This is a genomic window from Spirosoma luteum DSM 19990, from assembly GCF_000374065.1.
GTDB lineage: Bacteria > Bacteroidota > Bacteroidia > Cytophagales > Spirosomataceae > Spirosoma > Spirosoma luteum.
In genome coordinates this window covers 22740-43530 of sequence record NZ_KB893279.1, presented here as the reverse complement: position 1 = coordinate 43530, position 20791 = coordinate 22740, and the positions used below count along the sequence as shown (strand labels likewise).

The following is a 20791-nucleotide window of genomic DNA, read 5'->3' as shown; positions in this document are numbered from 1 at the left end:
GGCCTAGCCCCTCAAATTTATTTTCTTCCCGGTTTCCGCAGCCCGGTAAATGGCCTGCAACAGCGTAACATCGCGCTTACCTTCCTCACCCGTTACATGGTCAGGCAGTTGCTTTCCCGCCAACAAATCACTACAAACGCCATCCATGTGCATGGCCTGATGATTAACGACTGGCTGCTCAATGGGGCCTTTGCTGGTTCGCCCTTTCAATGGACCGTAACCGAACGCGGGGGATAATTCAAACCAGCCTTTCTCACAGGACGCATACAGCCGCTCGACACCCGCCGTGTAACTGGTTGTTGAGTTGGAAACGGCTCCGCTCGGAAACTGAAACTGCCAGAACATCGTCTCTTCCACTTCTTTAAATTTTTCCGGCTCCGTTTTAGGCGAAAACTGCGCCGTCACCGAAACGGGCTCTTCACCCGTAACGTAGCGCGCGCCCTGTACGGCGTAGATACCAACGTCCATTAGTGGTCCCCCACCAGCCATTGCTTTTTTCATGCGCCATTGGGTAGGGTCGCCAATGCGAAAACCATCGCTGGATTCGACAAACTTAATTGGCCCGAATACTTTCTCCTGGCCCAGCCGCATCACTTCTTTGGTGAATGGTTCGTAATGGAGCCGGTAGCCAATGGCCAGTTGTTTGTTCGCTTTCTTACAGGCATCAATCATATTCTGACAAGCCTTCGGTGTGATAGCCATGGGCTTTTCGCAAATAACATGCTTGCCCGCCTGAGCCGCCCGCACAACAAATTCTTCGTGCATCGAATTAGGTAAAACGACATAGATAACATCAACATCCTTGTTGTCAGCAATCCGGTCGAAGGTTTTATAGTCATACACATTTTCCTTCGGGATGTTGTACTTCTTCATCCATTCGTCGGCCTTGGCGGGTGTGCCCGTCACGATACCGGCCAACCGACAGTTCTTTGTTTCTTGTAGAGCCGGAGCCAGCAGGTTTTTGCTATAATATCCCAACCCTACCAACGCAATGCCCAGTTTTCGACCGGGCTGGCCCAAAGGCTCTCCATTCGGGTCGGTCAATAAAGAGTATAGCCCACTGGTTTCGTTCTGAACAAACTGATTGTCGGCATAGCCGAGCAGGGGTAACGATAATGCCGAAGCACTTGCACCCAGATTACGCAAAAAAGTTCGTCGGGAATTGGACTGCTGATTTTTCATGAATAGGCCGTTATATAACTCAGTAAAGCCACGTAAAACGTAATACGCGCTGGAGTTTATGAAAAAGTACCAAAAGCGTTTTTTCTACCACCTTAATCACTGGTATGTCAGCAATAGTTGTAAAACCTCTACCCTATCTCGCCGGTTACCTTACAAAACGAACAAGCAATGAAGAAAAACCAGATTATCTACCTAGCCGGCCAGCTGGGTGGCACCCTGTTTCGGCAGGAAGCCCGACAGGAGGCCGAGCGATTAGGTCTGACGGGTATCGCCCGGATACAGTCGGATGGTGAACTGCGTATCGAAACGGAAGGCGACGAAGATGCCCTCGAAGCGTTTATAAAATGGTGCAAAGCAGGTCCCGATGGCACTACTGTACAAAGTGTTCGCGTACAGGACGGACCGCTGCAGGGCTACGAGAAGTTCCTGGAAATGCACTAAAATCAAAAGCCAGCCTTCATTGAGGGCTGGCTTTTGATTGCTAATGCGACACAATATCATTACGTTAAAAAATGTATTTATTCTCGGTAATCATGGCATCGGCAATTTGACGACGGGCGTCTTTGAGATTCATCGGCTCAATTTTAGTGAACCGCTTCAGCCCCATCAACATACCCCGCAGTTCATCCCCTTCGGCAAACGACGTGATGGCCGAACGGCCCGCGCTATTCACCTTCTCAACAGCTTCGTGCAGGTAAATCAACGCCATATGCTTCTGTAAGGCAACAGCTTCTTCACCTTTTATGCCAATCAACTTTTCGACGCGCAGCAGGACAGATTCGGCCACGTAAATCTCAATGGCCATATCGGCCACATTCATCAGAATTTCCTGTTCATCCGACAGGTTCATCATGAACTTTTGTACGGCGGCACCGGCCACCATTAAGGCGGCCTTCTTCAGGTTCCGAATCACCTTCTTTTCAGTAACAAACACCCCTTCTTCTTCATCCGAACTAAAATCAGGGATAGACATGATTTCTTTCGAAACGGCCATGGCTGGCCCCATCAAATCAAGCTCACCCTTCATCGCCCGCTTCAACAACATATCGACTACAAGCATCCGGTTTATCTCGTTTGTACCTTCAAAAATCCTATTGATACGAGCATCACGATAGGACCGGTCCATGGGAGCATCGGCCGAATAGCCCATCCCACCATACACCTGAACCCCTTCATCTACCACATAATCCAGCACTTCAGAACCGTGTACTTTCATGATGGCGCACTCGATGGCAAACTGTTCCAGCGCTTTCAGTTTTGCCTCACTGTCTTCCATACCCTGCCCTTTCAGATCTTCAATCAGGTCGTCGATGTTCTGACCAGCGCGGTACGATGCAGTTTCTGACGCGTACACTCTCAGGGCCATTTCGGCTAATTTGTGCTTGATGGCACCAAATTGAGCAATGGGAGTCTTGAACTGTTTCCGCTCGTTAGCATAATTAACGGCGTGGTTGATAACTTCTTTGGAACCGCCAATGGCAGCAATACCTAACTTGATACGGCCAATGTTCAGGATATTCACGGCGATTTTGAAGCCGTTTCCCCGGTCAGACAGCAGGTTTTCAACCGGCACTTTGCAGTCATTAAAGAAAATCTGACGCGTGTCGGACCCTTTAATACCCATCTTGTGTTCCGGCTCATTCATAGTTATGCCTTCGTAGCCGCGCTCAATAATAAAAGCTGACAGGTTTTTGTCTGTCTTACCGGCCTCTTCTATTTTGGCGAAAACGATATATACATCGGCAAAACCACCATTGGTAATCCACATCTTCTGCCCGTTCAGAATATAATGTTTACCGTCTTCGGTTAGTACCGCCTTGGTTTTACCTGAATTCGCATCCGATCCCGAATCAGGCTCGGTCAGGCAGTAAGCGGCCTTCCATTCGCCACTGGCTAACTGGGGCAGGTATTTCGATTTCTGCTCGTCATTTCCATAATACACTATGGGCAATGTACCGATGCCGGTATGGGCTGATAGAGCGACCGAAAACGAGTGCCCCGCACCCGTTACTTCGGCTACGAGCATTGACGTGTTGAAATTGGTCCCAAACCCACCGTATTGCTCCGGTACCGATGTGCCAAGTAGGCCTAACTCACCCGCTTTATCCATCAGTGACGAAATTAACTCCNGTGATTTTGCTTTATCAATTTCATCCAGACGTGGCCATATCTCACGCTCCAGAAATTCGCGGCAGGTGGCCGCAATCATTAGTTGCTCTTCAGAGAACTCTTCGGGAATAAATACCTGCGCGGCTGGTGTTTCTTTTATCAGAAATTCTCCCCCTGTAATTGAGGCTTTTGGTTCTGTTGCTGTCATTGTTCATGAATGTTTATTATGCTTGCATACTAATTATATAGCAAAGAAAATCACTTAATAATTAGTATGCAAGCATACTAATTATTTTTTAGGGAGCAAGTAATAGCGTATAAGATGTAGCTGGTTGCCAGCCTGGAACAGGATAATAAAAAAAGACTGATGAATAACTTCATCAGTCTTTTTTAAGGTGTTACCTTGGATTAGTTCAATCGTTCAAAAATTCCGGCGACCCCTTGTCCACCCCCAACGCAGGCCGACACCATACCATATTTCTGATTACGACGGCGCATCTCGTTTAATAGTTGCACCGATAGTCGGGCACCGGTAGAACCCAGCGCGTGTCCAAGCGCAATAGCCCCGCCGTTTGGGTTTATTCGGCTACGGTCCAGTCCCAGCTCCTGAATAACGGCCAGTGACTGGGCTGCAAACGCTTCGTTCAGCTCAATAAGCTCAATATCATCCTGCTTCATCCCAGCCTTTTTGAGCGCAATAGGAATAGCGGCTACTGGGCCTATTCCCATAATTTTAGGCTCTACCCCCGCCGTGGCATACGATACCATGCGCGCAATGGGCTGTAGACTCAATTCGTTGACCAGCTTCTCCGACATCACCACGACAAAAGCAGCACCGTCCGATGTTTGTGAGGAGTTACCGGCGGTTACGGAACCACCAGCCGCAAACACAGGCCGTAGTTTAGCCAGTCCTGTGGCACTAGTGTCTTTACGCGGACCTTCGTCCTGAGCAACAGTCCACTCACGGGTTTTCTTTTTGTTGCTTTCAGGGTCAAAGTACGTTTCACTCACGTTGATGGGTACAATCTCGTCGGTAAACTTCCCTTCCTTCTGGGCAGCCAACGCTTTCTGGTGCGATTCCAGCGCGAACTCGTCCTGCGCATCCCGGCTGATTTTGAACTGCTGGGCTACCTGCTCGGCCGTTAGACCCATACCGATGTAGTAGTCGGGGTGGGTTTTGGCAATTTCGTAATTCAGCGCTGTTTTCCAGCCCATAACCGGCACCATAGACATTGACTCAGTACCGCCAGCAATAATGCAATCGGCCAGGCCAGCGTGAATTTTAGCGGAGGCAATGGCAATGGCTTCCAGACCAGACCCGCAATATCGGTTGATGGTCATACCCGGCACGCTGTTTGGCAAGGACAATAGCGCAATATACCGGGCGATTTGCATCCCCTGCTCGGCTTCGGGTACAGCATTGCCCACAATCAAATCTTCGACACGAGCCGGGTCCAGATTGGGAACCTGGCTCAGCAAATGTTTGATAACGTCAGCCGCCATATCATCAGGGCGGGTGAAACGGAGACCCCCGCGCGGGGCTTTACCTACGGCGGTTCGATATCCAGCTACAATGTATGCGTCCATATTTTTTATTGATTACTGATTTAGCAGGAAATTCTATCCTATAAACCTACCACGAACGGGAATAATTACAAACTTATACAAAATTGTTATGCAAGCATACTATTAATGTAACCATTTGTTTGACTATCCCATACAGGGACCATACATAGTACCACAAAAAAAGCCGCTCTATAGAGCGGCTATGAATCAGTATCGACAAAATGTTTTATACTATCAGAAGTGCCGGTCGCCAGTTTCGCGCTTACCAAGCATTACGGCCCCTACCATAGCGACTAAGAAAAGTACCGATGCCAGTTCGAATGGCAGGATATAATCATTGTACAATAGTAGCCCCAGGTTCTCAACCAGCCCTGTTTTTGCGTTGAACGCGGTAGTACTGTAGGTAGGTACCTGAGCACTTTTTGCCCGGAATATAGTAATCAGCATAACCATCAGTACGCCCCCCATTACGACCGAAATCATCTTGGTAACATTCGTTTTTGACTCTTCATCTTCTCTCCGAAGATTCAGGAACATAATGGTAAACAGGAACAATACCATGATAGCCCCGGCATAGACAATGATATTGACGGCCGCCAGAAACTGAGCATTTAGTAAAATGTAATGACCTGACAGACAAAAGAACGTAGCGATGAGAGCCAAAACGCTGTATATGGGATTGCGCGCTGTAACCACACCGATAGCACTAAAAAGTGTGATAGCAGTCAGAACCAGAAACAGATATCCGGTAGAGGTAAGGGATTTGAAAAAGTCGATTGTTTCAGTCATGAATTCTTAGTCATTATAAAGGTCACCTATCATTATGGAATGACAGTAGACTAGGTAGCAGCGCGCGTCAGGCTGGGTTCGGTTGGTGTAGTATCCACTTCAGAATTATTGGCCCGGATATAGCGGTCATCCATTTTCTCAACCAGTCGATCTTTTCCGTAAATTACTTCGTCTCGCTCCTGGAAAACCGGAACCATACGATCATGGCGGAGGTAAACAGCCTGCTTTGGGCAAGCCTCTTCACACAACCCACAGAAGATGCAACGCAGCATATTGATCTCATAAACCGCAGCATATTTCTCCTCCCTGTATAGCGTCTCCTCCCCTTTTTCGCGCTCGGCAGCTACCATCGAAATCGCTTCTGCCGGGCAGGCAACAGCGCATAAGCCGCAGGCGGTACACCGCTCCCGACCTTGCTCATCCCGCTTCAGAATATGATGCCCCCGGTAAATAGGCCCAAGATATTTCTTAACTTCCGGGTATTGAATAGTCGGTTTTTTTCGAAAGAAGTGGCTGATCGTGATGCCAAGTCCGCTAATAATAGCAGGCAGGTACATCTTCTCGGCCAGTGTCATTTCTTTATTACTGACCTGTTTAGAACGATTAGTTAGCTGCATTTTTTTAGTTTTTACCGAATAACCCGCATGAACGGCAAACGTGTTAATTTTATTAAGCGACTCCCGGCCGAACTACTTCCCGCTTTGGTGCACGGGCGTTTGATACGATTACCATACCAATCATGGTAATGGCAATAACCCAGGTTGCATACTTGAAATCATACAGCAGACCGGCGCCGGTTATTACTACATTCAGAATAGCCAGTGGTATAAATGTTTTCCATCCCAGGTTCATCAACTGGTCGTACCGGAAACGGGGTAATGTCCACCGAACCCACATGAAGAAGAAAATGAAAAAGAAAATTTTGGCGAAGAACATAATGATACCAATCGCCGTAGCTACGTTATGGCCCGCAATAACACCCAGCGAGTTTTCCAACGCTCCGCTAATTTCACTCATGAACGGATAATGAAATCCGCCGAAATACAGGGCTGCTATAAAAGCCGATGATACAAACATGTTGATATACTCCGCAAACAGGTAAAAGCCCAGCTTCATCGAACTATATTCCGTATGATACCCACCAACGAGTTCCGTTTCGCACTCCGGCAAATCAAAGGGCGTACGGTTACATTCCGCAAAAGCGCAGGTTAGGAAGATTACAAAGCCTAATGGCTGGGTGAAAATGTTCCACTCGAAAAAGGTGGCCTGCTCATCGATAATAGCCCGTAGTGATAGCGACCCTGTCATCATCAGAATCGCAATGAGCGAGAGGCCAAGCGCAATTTCGTAGCTAATATTTTGTGAAGCAGCCCGAATGGCGCCAAGCAACGAGAACTTGTTGTTCGATGCCCATCCACCTACCATAACCCCATACACACCCAGCGACACCACACCAAAAATGTACAGCACACCAATATTAATTTCGATAGCCTGAACCGGAATAGCATAGTCACCAAATCGTATGGTATCCCCAAAAGGAATAACGGCGCTCGACATAAGTGCTGTCAGCATGGCCAGACAGGGACCAAGAATAAACAGCCATTTACTAGCCTGTGCGGGGATAAAATCTTCCTTAAAAAACATTTTTCCGCCATCGGCCAGGGGTTGTAACAAGCCCCAGGGCCCCGCCCGGTTGGGTCCAATACGATCCTGTAAAAAAGCAGCCACTTTTCGCTCACCATAGGTGGAGTAGGCAGCAATAGTGAGCGTTATCACAAAAATAATCAGGATAATCAGCCCCTTTACGAGCAATACGGTTAAATCCATTTTTAAACGTTTTCAGTTTTTCTGGTGGCCTGTCAAGACTAATCGCGGTTTGTGGTCAATAACCTTTAAGGCCTTATCTACTACTACTCTTTGTAACTACTCACGGTTCGGGTGCCATAGCCGATGGCAATGTTTTTGCGAAACGTTCGGGTGGCAAAGGCTTAATTCCCAGTTGTGATGTATCCCGTTCGTCAGGAACTTCTTTGTACTCAGCAGCCGCCAAACGTTGACCAAAACTTGGCTTGATAGTATCAGCGCGGTACTTGTTTGCTGAAATAACTGAACTACGCGAAATCTTCGTTGGGCCTTCAATGCTCCAGTCGCTGGTTTTCTTGGTATCAAACCGGCAGGTGTTACAGATAAATTCGGTTACCTCATTCCATTCATTTTTGCGGGCTGTTACCCGAATAACTTCCTCGCCACGGTACCAGAGTGTTACCTTACCCGAACACGTTGGGCAGTTACGATGTGCATCAACAGGCTTGGTAAACCACACCCGGTTTTTAAAACGATAGGTTTTATCCGTCAATGCACCAACGGGGCACACGTCAATCACATTGCCCGAGAAATCATTATCAATTGCCTTCTCGATGTACGTTCCTATTTCGGAGGCATCACCCCGGCCCAGCACACCATGTACCCGCTTGTTGGTAATCTGATCGGCGGTGTACACACAACGGTAGCACAGAATACAGCGAGTCATGTGCAGTTGAATATACGGACCGATGTCCTGCTTTTCGAACGTACGGCGGTCTTCTTCGTATCGGGTCGTTGCTTTTCCGTGGTCGAAAGCGAAGTTCTGCAAGTCGCACTCACCCGCCTGGTCACAAACGGGACAGTCGAGCGGGTGATTCAGCAGCAGAAACTCAACAATCCCATTACGGGCTTCAATTACCTGTGGATTTGTTTCATTCTCGACAATCATTCCATCCTGCACCGCTGTCAGGCAGGATGCCACCAGTTTGGGCATTGGGCGCGGATCTTTAGCTGATCCGGCCGCTACCCGAACCAGGCAGGCCCGGCATTTTCCACCGCTACCCTTCAACGGCTCGTAGTAACACATAGCCGGAGGAGCTACGGCGGGGCCAATCTTACGGGCTGCCTGTAAAATTGTCGTTCCTGGCTCTACCTCAACGTCAATTCCGTCAATAGTGACTTTTAATAATTGCGGCTTTGTATCTTCCATTTAATTTTTGGTAGCTATAAGTTTTTCGAGAGCAGCAGCCTTAAGCTCGTTAGGGTCAAATTTAGCTTCGAGTTCATGCTCAGTAAAACTTCCTTCAAAGGCTTCATCCGATGCCCTACGTAGGGCAATAGAATAACTTTGGTCTATCATTTCACTAAACTCTTCCGGACCGGCATAATAACCACCGGACTTTTTTCGCTTATTCGTTTTTTCAATTTCAAACAATGAAGCACGAATAGAGGTATCCCACGACCGCGTAGTATGCTTTTCGGCGGCTTGCTTGATCAGGTGAATTAGAAGAATGACAATGAAACTACCGATCTTATTGAGTTTATCCTCTTTTGCCATTTCCTCCATTTCACTGATGAGCAACAAGGCATCATCGTAGCGTTCGGTTTCGATGTACTGCTTGAGTTCAAGTAGTTCGTCCATGATTCAGCATCCTTAAAATTCAGCTTATACCAACGCCATTTCGCCCCGGTAAACGGCACCCGGTTGCGTTGCTTCCGTTGGGTTGTCGATATGCCATTGAAATTCCTCACGGAAATGCCGGATAGCACTAGCTACCGGCCAGGCAGCCGCATCACCCAGGGGGCAAATAGTATTCCCCTCTATCTTAGAAGCTACATCGACCAGTAAATCAATGTCCTGCTGATGGCCGTGTCCGTATTCAATCCGATGCAGTACTTTCTCCATCCAACCCGTTCCTTCACGACACGGACTACACTGACCGCAAGATTCATGATGGTAGAACCGGGAAAAATTCCAGGTATTACGAACGATGCAGGATGTCTCGTCAAATACAATGAACCCACCTGACCCCAGCATGGTACCGGTTTTAAAGCCCCCTTCCGACAGTGACTCGTAAGTCATCAGACGTTTATCACCATTTTCCAGGGTGAGAGCCAGATTAGCCGGTAGAATCGGGACCGACGAGCCACCAGCTACCAACGCTTTAAACTTATGACCGGGTCGGATTCCTCCGCACCATTCATCAGCATAAATGAAATCTTCCACCGGAACTCCGAGATCAATCTCATACACACCTGGTTTGTTGATGTGGCCCGACGCCGAAATAAGCTTCGTGCCTGTGCTGCGTCCAATACCAATGGCAGCATAAGCATCTCCTCCGTTATGGACAATCCACGTGGTTGTGGCGATAGACTCCACATTGTTGACAACTGTTGGGCACTGGTACAATCCTTTTACAGCCGGAAATGGCGGCTTGTTCCGGGGGTTTCCACGTTTGCCTTCCAGTGATTCGAGGAGCGCAGTTTCTTCACCGCAGATGTAGGCACCACCACCGGGTTGAACGATTAACTCAAGGTCGTAACCAGAACCCAGAATATTCTTACCTAAAAACCCTTTCGCTTTCGCTTCGGCAATGGCTTTTTCGAGGATACGAATGACATACATCAGCTCTCCCCGAACGTAAATAAATGATTTGTTGGCACCCAGTGCAAATGATGAAATTATCATCCCCTCAATAAGCAGGTGGGGAAGATTCTTCATCAGGTAATGGTCTTTGAAGGTACCTGGTTCTGACTCATCGGCGTTGCAGACGAGGTAACGGGGAACGCCCTCCGGTTTGGCCAGAAAACTCCACTTCATACCCATCGGGAATCCGGCACCACCCCTACCCCGAACGCCTGCTTTTTTAACCTCCTCAACAATGGCTTCGGGAGTCATTGTCTTGATGGCTTTTTCTACGGCCGTGTAGCCTCCCTGTTTTCGGTAAACATCGAAGGTTTCAATACCCGGAACGTCAATATATTGAGTTAAAATCTTAGTAGCCATGTATGAAATTATTTCGACAGTTCGTCAATGATTTCGTCCACCTTCTCATTGGTCAGGTGCATGTAATATTTTTCCCGAATCTGAAACACCGGTCCCATACCACAGGCCGCCAGACATTCCACTTCTTTGAGTGTAAACTGGCCATCTACAGTCGTTTGACCGGTATCAACACCAAGTCTTTGTTTCATATGGGCGTACACTTCCTCTCCACCCATCAGGCAACAGGGTCCGGTTCTACAGTACTCAATAACGTGTTTTCCCACCGGCTTGAGGTGGTACATCGTATAGAATGAAGCTACTTCATACACTTCAATTGGCTGGATATCGAGCATCCGGGCTACGTAATCCATTCCCTCCGGGCTAGTCCAGCCTTCCTGTTCCTGTAAAAGATGGAGGAGTGGCAGTAAAGCCGATTTCTGTTTGCCTACCGGATACCAGTCAATAATTTCTTTTGCTCTGGTTAGTCGGTCAGCGGTGAAAGTTACGGCGGGGTTATTTAATTCAGTTGTCATAGTTTATTGGCGGGTTTACGCATCCAGTTCACCCGCGATGACGTTCATGCTACTCATAATTACAATGGCATCAGACAAGGTTAGCCCTTTGCACATTTCGGGATAAGCCTGGTAATAAATGAAGCACGGCCTACGGAAGTGCAGTCGGTAAGGAGCACGGCCACCATCACTGATTAAGTAGAACCCTAATTCACCATTTCCACCCTCAACAGCATGATAAACTTCACCAACCGGTGCATCTATTTCACCCATTACTATCTTGAAGTGATAAATAAGGGCTTCCATATTTTTGTACACTTCCTGTTTTGGCGGCAGGTAATATTGAGGAGCATCGGCGTAGAAAGGTCCTTCGGGAAGGTTATCCATCGCCTGTTGTATAATGCGCAGGCTCTGCCACATTTCCTCGTTTCTGACCATAAACCGGTCGTACGTATCTCCGCTTTTTCCAACCGGAATATCGAACTCAAAGTCCTGATAAGATGAATAAGGATTCATTACCCGTACATCATAATCCACCCCTGCTGCCCGAAGATTAGGACCGGTAAAACCGTAGCTCAACGCCCGCTCTGCAGAAATGGCTCCTACATTGACAACCCGATCCATAAAAATCCGGTTGCGGTTAAAGAGATTCTCAAATTCACGAAGCACTTTGGGAAAACGAACCAGCAACTCTTTAATTTTCCGAATGGCAGTAGGTGACAAATCACGCTCCATCCCCCCGATTCGACCCATATTTGTAGTCAACCGTGCCCCACAAACCTCTTCGTATATTTCGTAGATATTTTCCCGCTCCTGGTATATATACAGGAAACCCGTAAAGGCCCCTGTGTCAACACCCAGAATACCATTGCAGATAAGGTGGTCGGAAAGCCGGGCCAGTTCCATCATAATGACCCGGATGTACTGTGCCCGTTTGGGAATGTCAATACCCAACAACTTCTCTACCGTCATATGCCAGCCCATGTTGTTTATGGGCGATGAACAGTAGTTCATCCGGTCGGTAAGGGTCGTAATTTGGTAAAATGGCCGACGCTCCGCAATTTTCTCGAATGCCCGATGGATATAGCCAATCGTTTGTTCGCCCGATACGATTTTTTCGCCATCCATTTGCAGGATGTTCTGAAAAATACCGTGCGTAGCGGGGTGTGTAGGTCCGAGGTTAAGCGTCGTTAGTTCATTAACGTACTGAATCGGTCCCTGTTCGGCAGGAAGATTATTCTTTGTAATATCGAGTTCTTCAGAAACCATAGGTAAAAGCGAAAGCGTGAATGAGTGAATAAGTGGTAAACCGTATCTTAATTATCGCTCTGGCTCACCTTTCACTCCTTCACCATTATTTATCGTCCAAATAACGCGTCTATTTTGTCTTCACGGGTACCATCCTCCAGCGGGTACTCTTTTCGCATGGGGTAATAATCCATTTCTTCCATGTTCAAAATCCGACGCAGATCAGGATGCCCATCGAAGATAATCCCGAAAAGGTCGAAAGTTTCGCGCTCCATCCAGTTCGCACTGGCAAACAAGGGCGTTAAGGTTGGAATGTGGACATCGTCGGCCGTCAAATAGACTTTAATGCGTAGTCTGAAATTGTTCGTCAGGCTATGAACGTGGTACACAACGCAAAACTCTTTGCCCACAGAATCAGGGTAGTGAACGGCCGTTATGTCCGTTAGAAAGCCAAACTGAAAAGTTGAATGACCTTTCAAGTAGGTAAATACGGGAATGATTTGCTCCCTGCTGGTAGCGAACGTGAGCAAGTCATACGGGTCGTCAAAATCACTGACGTTTTCGCCAAACTGGGTGATTATCGCCTTCGCAACCTCTTCGTTTGTCAGCATTATACTTGATTAATGTTCAATGAGCCGCATAGCATCGGCAATGACAATGTTTTTATCAATTTTAGCCAGCCCCTCTTCGACAGAGAATCCACCACCAAATACTGCCGCCTAAGCTTGTATTAAAGCCGTTGGAAACGATTTGTATGACATCTCCCTCAACTCGTCAAGGTATATAATTTCCGCCCGACCTTTGGCGCTCATTCAATCTCTTTGCCTGATAAACAGCATGTTCGAGTTCAGCACCCTGTTTTATCAAATGAATTAGCAGAATTTCTATAAAACTGAAAACTTGCTGGTGTCATCTTCCTACGCCATTTCGTCCACCTTATCAACGACATGGAGAGCATCCGAAAACAATCCCTCGCTGATGACTTTCCGAAGCATCATCAGCTCGTCCATGTCACGCGGGTTTACTGGATATTATACGAGTTCAGCAGTTTTGTATATTCTTCCGTATTGCGCCGACGTAGTGATTCATTCCTGGCTAATTCCTGCACTTGCATTACTCCATCCAGAATCTGTTCAGGACGAGGTGGGCAACCGGGAACATACACATCGACGGGGATAATCCGGTCAATCCCCTGCAATACGCTGTAGGTATCGAAAATGCCACCACTCGAGGCACAGGCACCAATGGCTATAACCCAGCGGGGCTCAGCCATTTGCAAATAAACCTGTTTTACGATGGGTCCCATTTTTTTGGCTATAGTGCCAGCCACGAGCAACATATCGGCCTGACGGGGCGAAAAACTTGGCCGTTCAGATCCAAAACGAGCTAAATCGTAGTGCGAAGCCATAGTCGACATGAATTCAATACCGCAGCAGGAGGTCGCAAAAGGTAATGGCCAAAGCGAGTTGGCGCGGGCCAGACCTATTATTTTATCAAATGATGTAGCCGAGAAACCAGGACCATCGTAACTCGCAGGGGCTTCGGCCAGTTTAATATCTGTTTGCATAAGAAACGTTATAACGGGTTACCATAATAACCAATAAACGGGATCTAAAATTCATTAGACCGGCCTATTCCCAGTTCAAAACCCCCTTACGAATAATGTAATAAAACCCAGCCAGAAGTAGCCCCATAAATAGAACCATTTCAATAAAACCGGTCATACCCAAGCCTTTGAAATTTACCGCCCAGGGGTATAGAAAAATCACCTCAACATCGAATAGTACGAACAGGATGGCAATCAGAAAATACTTAATGGAGATAGGCGTACGGGCATCGCCCTGAACCGGAATACCACACTCGAATGGGTCGTCCTTTTTTTGGCTATTCCGCTTGGGGCCGATAGAGTGGGTAACGACCATAGTGGTAATGATAAAACCAAGCGCCAGACCTAGTTGAATCAATACAGGAATATAATCTGCCGGGAGATAAGTCGCGTTCATAGTTTAGTTGGCAATAAAGTGCAAAGGTACGCACAAAGTAGTTTTTCTATATAGCGTAGGCAACCTGCTTATACAGCGCACAAAACAGGTCAAAAGTACGATAACCACCGCGTTTTATCAACTTCTCAGCTCTAGTTTAGACTGTCTAAAAAGTCAGAAGCCCTTTCTGGCGAAAAGGCTTCTGACAACAAAATATGATAAAATTCTACCGGTTGATAATAATGCGTTTCGAAACATCAAATCCTGCCGAACGTACGCGAACCAGATAAACACCCTGCGCCAATCCAGACAAATCGATTGATTTACGCTCATTCATTAGCGGAACGTTGCTCGAGAACAAGGGCTGCCCACTCAGCGAGAATACCTCCACACCAGCGTTCGCCAAATCCTCCAATGTTTCTATTGTAACGACTCCATCTACGGACGGATTTGGGTAGATACTCAATCCCCCGTTTGAGCGATCAAATATGAATGCCTGAGGGGTGCTATAATCCGAATAGCAAGTCAGATTGTTGCTATTCGCCAGCGAAAACGTAGTTTTTGCCCGTACCAAATAATTAGCCGAGACAACCACCTTTACTACTGCACTATTCTGTGGAATCATCTCCCCTGCCCGTTGCCAATCGAATAAATCGGGCTGGCCACCAGTTGGTGCTGGCAAGACGGCCTGTAGGGTATAAGCACCAATTTGCGCAATGCTCGGTGTCGGCACTTTAGGACGAACCGTTAGGCTTATAGTAGCTGGCTGAGGAGACTTACATCCGTACACGTTAACTGCCTGCAAGGAGTAAGTACCGGTCTTATTCAATGTAATTGTTCTGCTTATAACGTTCGTTGTACTCAGGCTCCAAACCCCGGTACTGTTCATGGACGTATTAGCAATGATTGACAAGTTGGAATCAGCACAGACTTGCTGCTGATTATCGACCACTTTGCCGGGGTTACTGGCTAAGGAGATAGTTGGGGTAAGTGGCTGAATAGGATTTTGCACGTCAAGAGCGGGAGAAAGATAGGTATTCCCTATTCTATCCTTCAGAATTGCCCTGTACACGCCGGGTTTGTTAACAACAATGCTTCTGGTGGCCTGACCGGAGTTCCATCGGTATGAGTTGTACAAAGTAGGCAATGTAAGGGTCAAACTATTATTGGTAGTTCCACATGCCACTGTAACGACCGGCTGTGGAAGAGGTGGCAACGGGCGGGAACTAGCAAAAAAAACAGCATTCAAGCTTGTCAGCCAGGCCTGGGCCAGATCATTCAATCCCTTATCTCCCGGATTGTTCGTCGCTCTGTTGCCGAAATGCACCTCATCAAAACGAGGAATCTGAATGTTATCCGTAAAGGGGCCGGCAAAAACGTTGTTATTATAGGTGTTGATTACGTCATTCTGTGCCTGAATAATGTCCTGACTTACTTGCCCAAGGTTGTACGAGGATCTTGCCAGTACCCAGGCAGGATAGCGCTCCGTATCAGACCGCGTTTTATTGACAATATACTGCATGTCATTCGCATAAGCTTGCCGGGTAGAGTGTAACGGAATGTTATCCGTTTCGCCTTGTTGCCAAAGAACAGCTCTTAATCCCTGCAATGAGCAGTAATAGCGCAGGGCGATGACCAGGTTAGCATAAGGCATTCCAGCGGGAAAATTTTCGTCTGGGGTCCCAATGGCAAAGATGTTCTTTGCTGTAATACCATCAGCACTGTCATGCCAGTTCTTGATGGTAGTCCCTGCCCAGGCGGTGTTGATGAACAGTACGGGTACGCCATACTGCTTCACGAGTAAATCACCCAATACGCCCCAACACCAGGCACTCTGCCCACGGGGGCCAATGAGCGATGTAGCGGTGAGTTGCTGAAAACTGGGGGCGGGTGGATCAGCGAGTGAGTTGGCTGTACTGTTATCATACGACACACAGTTAACCCGGTCATCAACTGCCCCTACGGCTCCGTAGTTCTGAAAGCCCTGCGCGTTAGACTGCCCCGTTATGATAAAGACCTCGCCGATTCCAACTTTCCGAACCACGTCGGCACTAACAACTTTACCACCGGCAAACGCCTGCACCTCCAGTCGATACCAGCCTCCTTTTGCGCGTATTGATCCCTGAAATATTCCTCCCTGTGGATTCCGTTGAACAGTAACCCAGTTTGTATTCAAACCCTGGCCCGTTTCTTCGGCCTGTACGCGTGCCTGAACACTGTCTACCGGCTGATAAACGCTTCCTGACAGATAAATTGTACTCGTGTTATCATTCTCACGCTGAAAGATAGCCCGGCTTTCAGGATAGGTTATTTTAATTATGGGTTCGTTACTCTGAGCAAATCCACTCTTCGTAAAGAAGATCGGACTTAGCAGGCACAGATTCAATAGAATGTAGCGGTTGCGCATTTTTTATCTTTATCAATATCTATATACCACTTGGTTACCATCAAATGATAGTAATCGCAAAAACTAGGCCGCTATCGATCCATAATTGAAGTATTCCAATACGTGCGATTGTCGCGGTAAAATGCAAATTTTAGGCTGGTATATATGATTAAACGGTCTATCTGCGGTTTATATTACAAGCCGAGACTAATTCGTTTGGCAACATCAAAATTAGTTGCCTGCACCCGTATTATGTATTGCCCTGGTGGCATACCTGTGAGTGAGAGAACCTTACGGTCGTCAAACAAAGGGACGGTTGTAGTCAGCAGCACTTGCCCGGTCAGGCTGTATATCGTTATGGATGCATTGGTCAGATTTTGCTCTGTCTCCAGCGTCAGGATTTTGTCTGGATTTGGATTAGGGTATACACTTAATCCTTTGTTGTTAGGGTCTACGGTAAACAGCAGTGGCGTAGATGGCAGTGAAAAGCAGGTTAGTGCAGAGGAATAAACAATAGAGGAGCGGGCCGTATAAGATCCGGTCTTACTCGCTTTAATAGTGCTTGTATCGAAACCTAACAACGTGTTGTCGACAGACCAGCGAAACTGAGTACCATTCGTTAACGTAATAGCCTGGAGCGTATAGGTGCCAACAACGTTTATCGTTGGTGATGGAGGAAGTGGCTTTAACTCCACTGATGCTGTCCCTGCCTGCGCCGATACACAGCCACTTGCATCCTGTACCCTGGCAGAATAGGTTCCTGCTTTGTCTGTCGTGATTTGGGGTGTTGATTCACCCGTACTCCAGGATACAGAAAAAGGTCCTTCTACCCGCAGTGTCACCTTGTCCCCTTCGCAGATAACCGTTGAGGGATCAGCCAGGATGGTAGGTGTTGCGGGTAAGGGATTGACTCTAACTGCCACAACAGGCGAGTAGGCCGATATACAGCCATTCTGGTCGCGGGCTTGTGCGCTGTAGTTACCGGATCTGTTGACGCTAATCGACTTCTCGGTCTGACCGCTGGACCAGACAACCCCCACAGGACTGCTAGCATTCAAGGTAACACTATTTCCTTCGCAAAAAGTGGTTGCCCCCGTGGCCGATACGATGGGTATCTGTGGTAATGGATTTGCCTGTATGGTAACCACATCTGATTGTACTGATGTGCAACCAAATTGATTGGTGGTACGCACGGCAAAATTACCCGATTGATTCAGCGTAATGGATTGACTGGTCTGACCACTGGTCCACATGTAAGCTGCATTTTGTGGAGCCGTTAATGTAACGGTGCGATCAGCACAGAACACGGCAGAGCCACTTGTTGTGATAACAGGTTTTACCGGCACTGGATTAGCCGTTACTATCACCGTATTCGACTGCGCTGATGTACAGCCATTCTGGTCCGTAACGGTAAGAAAATAAGCACCCGAAGTAGTCGGATTTATGACCTTACCTGTTTGACCACCAGCCCAGTTGTATTGTACATTATCATTACTGACCTGCAATATTGTATTGTCACCCTGACAGAAAGTTACTGGTTTCGTATTCGTAACAACCGGCGTTTGAGGAAGTGGATTAACGGCAAGTGTAACGACAGTTGACGTAAAATCACAACCACTCACATCCCTATAACGGACGAAGTAGCTTCCTGCTGTGGTAGCATTAAATTGCCTGGTGTTAGCTACGATAGCATTAGTCTGTTGATTTACCCAGGTTACATTGTTATCATAATTTGTTGTAAGTCCCAAACTGCTTCCAAGGCAAACTGATGGCGGACGATTACCAACTATGTCAATTGTTGGTGGCGCATTTACACTTATTTGGCTGGAAAAGAACGTATTGCCCTTTGCATCCTTAATTTTTGCCTGATAAACCCCTGGCCCTTTTGTAATTGTACTTCCGGATTCTCCTGAGTCCCACAGCACCGTCGGATAATTACCGGCAACGCTTACTTTTATGGTGTTACCACCGGCACATTCAATGGAAACAGTCGGCGTTGGCGCTGGGGCGATAGGTGTTGAACGCTGAAAAAATGCATCATTTAGGCTGGAATTCCAGGCATTTGCTACTTCAACGAGTCCATTAAAGTCAAAGTGCAAACCTTCAACTTCATTGAGAGGAGGACGTTTTCGGGGTACCTGAATGCCATCCGTGCTTGGACCGGCAAAAACGTTGGCAGTAGAACTAATAACCTGGTTTTGTGCTGCGATAATGGCGGCATCGGTACCGCCATTATTATCGCCATAACTGGCCCTTGCTACAACCCAGGACAATGACTGGTTATAATCCTGCCGGGTCTGATTAATAACAAAATTCAGATCGTTCACATAATCCTGCGTTGGCGTATTGATCAGATTATCCGCTTCTCCCTGATGCCAAAGTACAGCCCGAACACCCAGCATATTGGCATAGAACTGGAGCGATAATTTTAAATTAATATAGGGTTGTCGGGGACCGTACGCTTCTCCAGTGTATATGCCATAGGCGGTACCGCCTTCTGGCGCACTTTCACGCCAGTTCCTGACCGCCGTACCGGCAAAAGCCGCATTGAAAAACATGACAGGCACTCTCAGCCGTTTAACCAGGATATCGCCTAACTGGCCCCAGCTCCAACTTCCCAACCCCCGTGGCGCAATGGTAAACCCCGGCGTGTTATCCAGTTGAGTGAAAACCGGTTTTGGCGGATCATTGGGAAAGCCGTTTCCATAATTACTGTTTACGCAGTTAACCAAATCATTCAGTGGATTGGGGGCGCTCTGATGGATTCCCTGGGCGTTGGATTGCCCGGCAATAACGAAAACTTCGCCGATACCAACGCGCTCAACAGTGGTTGTACTACCAACCTGCTGACTACCATTTATGGCTCTGACTTCGAGGTTGTACCACCCCCCCTTTGCTGGTAAGTCACCCGCATATACCCCGCCTGTTGGGTTAGTCTGAATAGGGGACCAATCCGTGGCGGTTCCAATACCATCGCGAACAAGCAGGCGAGCTTCGACACGGGTAATCGCAGTAGTGTAATAGCCAGTTATTCGGAGCGTAGCCTGATTGTTATTATCTCGCTGGATAATGGCTCTGGTAGTTGGAAATGTAACCTGGATTTGCGCTTTTGCCCAGAAAGTGATAAGTACAAGGAAAGCCGTACTATAAACCCGTAAATTGTAATTCATAATAATTCAATACTCAACCAGCGGAACCAACAATAGACTAATATGATGTATTATTCTACTGACTCAATCGTGGTCAGATTTTGCCAGATAACATCTTTTAACTCATTTAACCCCTGCTGACTAACCGCCGAGAGGAAAACGACAGGCACTTTTTTTGGTATAGTTGCTTTAATTTCCTTCATTCTGACGGCATCAATCAGATCCATTTTGGTTATTCCCAACAGGCGGGTCTTGTCCATCAGTTCGGGGTTGAACTCACGCAATTCGTGTAGTAACGTATTGTATTCCTGCTGTATATCGTCCGATGTAGCCGGAATGAGAAAGAGAAGGATTGAATTTCGCTCAATGTGGCGTAAAAACCGTATCCCTAAACCCTTGCCCTGTGAGGCTCCTTCAATAATGCCCGGAATATCTGCTATAACGAATGATTTGTAGTCTCTGTAGGCTACGACCCCTAAATTAGGCACAAGGGTTGTAAACGGATAGTCGGCAATTTCAGGTCGTGCCGCCGACAAGACCGATAGCAATGTGGATTTACCAGCGTTGGGAAAACCAACCAGGCCCACATCGGCCAGTAACTTAAGCTCCAGTATTACCCACTCCTCCTTTCCAGCTTCTCCAGGTTGTGCATGATAAGGTGCCTGCTGGGTTGCCGATTTAAAATGGTCGTTACCCAGTCCTCCCCGCCCACCGGGAAATAGAATAATCTCCTGGCCATCTTCCGTAATTTCTACTAGTTTTTCGCTTGATTCCGGGTCTCGGGCAATAGTACCCAATGGCACGTCGAGTATAACATCTTCTCCCTGAGCCCCACTCCGTCGGCCTCCTTCCCCCGCTACTCCGTTACCCGCTTTAACATGTTTGCGGTATTTTAAATGCAGCAGCGTCCAGAGTTGAGCGTTACCGCGAAGAATAATATGACCTCCACGACCACCATCGCCCCCGTCAGGGCCACCTTTTGGGGTGTGTTTTTCGCGACGAAAGTGAACCGAGCCAGCACCTCCTGCTCCCGACCGACAATTTATTTTTACGTAATCAATAAAATTCGATGAAGCCAT

18 protein-coding genes are annotated in these 20791 nt (G+C 47.5%); 1 reads left to right on the top strand and 17 read right to left on the bottom strand.

Translation table 11 applies throughout. From position 1 onward, the window contains the following. Window positions 1–3: 3 nt before the first annotated feature. On the bottom strand, window positions 4–1182 hold the full coding sequence (locus B156_RS0121615; RefSeq protein WP_018621873.1) for a Gfo/Idh/MocA family protein: 1179 nt from the start codon (window positions 1180–1182) through the stop codon (window positions 4–6). A 168-nt stretch (window positions 1183–1350) separates the two neighbouring features. Here B156_RS0121615 and B156_RS0121610 point away from each other — a divergent pair, with 168 nt between their 5' ends. Further along, a complete protein-coding gene (locus tag B156_RS0121610; protein ID WP_018621872.1) occupies window positions 1351–1623 on the top strand; it encodes an acylphosphatase in 273 nt (90 codons plus the stop codon). A 64-nt stretch (window positions 1624–1687) separates the two neighbouring features. On the opposite strand, the gene B156_RS0121605 is transcribed toward B156_RS0121610, so the two are convergent. From B156_RS0121605 to obgE, 16 genes are all read right to left on the bottom strand, one after another. Next, window positions 1688–3499 carry an acyl-CoA dehydrogenase family protein gene (locus tag B156_RS0121605; RefSeq protein WP_018621871.1) on the bottom strand — a complete coding sequence of 604 codons (1812 nt, stop codon included), beginning with the start codon at window positions 3497–3499 and terminating at the stop codon, window positions 1688–1690. Between the two features lie 200 nt (window positions 3500–3699). Then, entirely contained in the window at window positions 3700–4878 is a 1179-nt protein-coding gene (locus tag B156_RS0121600) for an acetyl-CoA C-acyltransferase (RefSeq protein ID WP_018621870.1), read from the bottom strand. A 213-nt stretch (window positions 4879–5091) separates the two neighbouring features. Beyond that, a complete protein-coding gene (locus B156_RS0121595) occupies window positions 5092–5646 on the bottom strand; it encodes an NADH-quinone oxidoreductase subunit J family protein (protein WP_018621869.1) in 555 nt (184 codons plus the stop codon). 50 nt (window positions 5647–5696) lie between these two features. After that, the gene (locus B156_RS0121590; RefSeq protein WP_018621868.1) at window positions 5697–6263 is read right to left on the bottom strand and encodes a NuoI/complex I 23 kDa subunit family protein; all 567 of its coding nucleotides are present in this window, start codon (window positions 6261–6263) and stop codon (window positions 5697–5699) included. A gap of 52 nt (window positions 6264–6315) precedes the next feature. Further along, the gene (nuoH, locus tag B156_RS0121585) at window positions 6316–7473 is read right to left on the bottom strand and encodes an NADH-quinone oxidoreductase subunit NuoH (protein WP_018621867.1); all 1158 of its coding nucleotides are present in this window, start codon (window positions 7471–7473) and stop codon (window positions 6316–6318) included. Between the two features lie 100 nt (window positions 7474–7573). Further along, window positions 7574–8659: an NADH-quinone oxidoreductase subunit G gene (locus B156_RS0121580; RefSeq protein ID WP_018621866.1), complete on the bottom strand. Its 1086-nt coding sequence runs from the start codon at window positions 8657–8659 to the stop codon at window positions 7574–7576. Then, window positions 8660–9091 (bottom strand): DUF29 family protein, encoded by a 432-nt coding sequence (locus B156_RS0121575; RefSeq protein WP_018621865.1) that lies wholly within the window; start codon window positions 9089–9091, stop codon window positions 8660–8662. It abuts the gene before it with no gap. Between the two features lie 24 nt (window positions 9092–9115). Further along, on the bottom strand, window positions 9116–10456 hold the full coding sequence (nuoF, locus tag B156_RS0121570; protein ID WP_018621864.1) for an NADH-quinone oxidoreductase subunit NuoF: 1341 nt from the start codon (window positions 10454–10456) through the stop codon (window positions 9116–9118). Window positions 10457–10464: 8 nt separating this feature from the next. Then, a complete protein-coding gene (locus tag B156_RS0121565; protein ID WP_018621863.1) occupies window positions 10465–10968 on the bottom strand; it encodes an NADH-quinone oxidoreductase subunit NuoE family protein in 504 nt (167 codons plus the stop codon). A 15-nt stretch (window positions 10969–10983) separates the two neighbouring features. Next, complete coding sequence (nuoD, locus tag B156_RS0121560; protein WP_018621862.1) at window positions 10984–12216, bottom strand: NADH dehydrogenase (quinone) subunit D; 1233 nt, start codon at window positions 12214–12216, stop codon at window positions 10984–10986. A gap of 89 nt (window positions 12217–12305) precedes the next feature. Then, the gene (locus tag B156_RS0121555) at window positions 12306–12806 is read right to left on the bottom strand and encodes an NADH-quinone oxidoreductase subunit C (RefSeq protein WP_018621861.1); all 501 of its coding nucleotides are present in this window, start codon (window positions 12804–12806) and stop codon (window positions 12306–12308) included. Between the two features lie 410 nt (window positions 12807–13216). Continuing rightward, window positions 13217–13762: an NADH-quinone oxidoreductase subunit B gene (locus B156_RS0121545; protein WP_018621859.1), complete on the bottom strand. Its 546-nt coding sequence runs from the start codon at window positions 13760–13762 to the stop codon at window positions 13217–13219. 64 nt (window positions 13763–13826) lie between these two features. Next, on the bottom strand, window positions 13827–14198 hold the full coding sequence (locus tag B156_RS0121540) for an NADH-quinone oxidoreductase subunit A (protein WP_018621858.1): 372 nt from the start codon (window positions 14196–14198) through the stop codon (window positions 13827–13829). Between the two features lie 205 nt (window positions 14199–14403). Continuing rightward, window positions 14404–16584: a T9SS type A sorting domain-containing protein gene (locus B156_RS0121535; protein ID WP_018621857.1), complete on the bottom strand. Its 2181-nt coding sequence runs from the start codon at window positions 16582–16584 to the stop codon at window positions 14404–14406. A 173-nt stretch (window positions 16585–16757) separates the two neighbouring features. Beyond that, entirely contained in the window at window positions 16758–19733 is a 2976-nt protein-coding gene (locus tag B156_RS0121530; protein ID WP_018621856.1) for a sialate O-acetylesterase, read from the bottom strand. Between the two features lie 50 nt (window positions 19734–19783). After that, window positions 19784–20791: a GTPase ObgE gene (obgE, locus tag B156_RS0121525; RefSeq protein WP_018621855.1), complete on the bottom strand. Its 1008-nt coding sequence runs from the start codon at window positions 20789–20791 to the stop codon at window positions 19784–19786.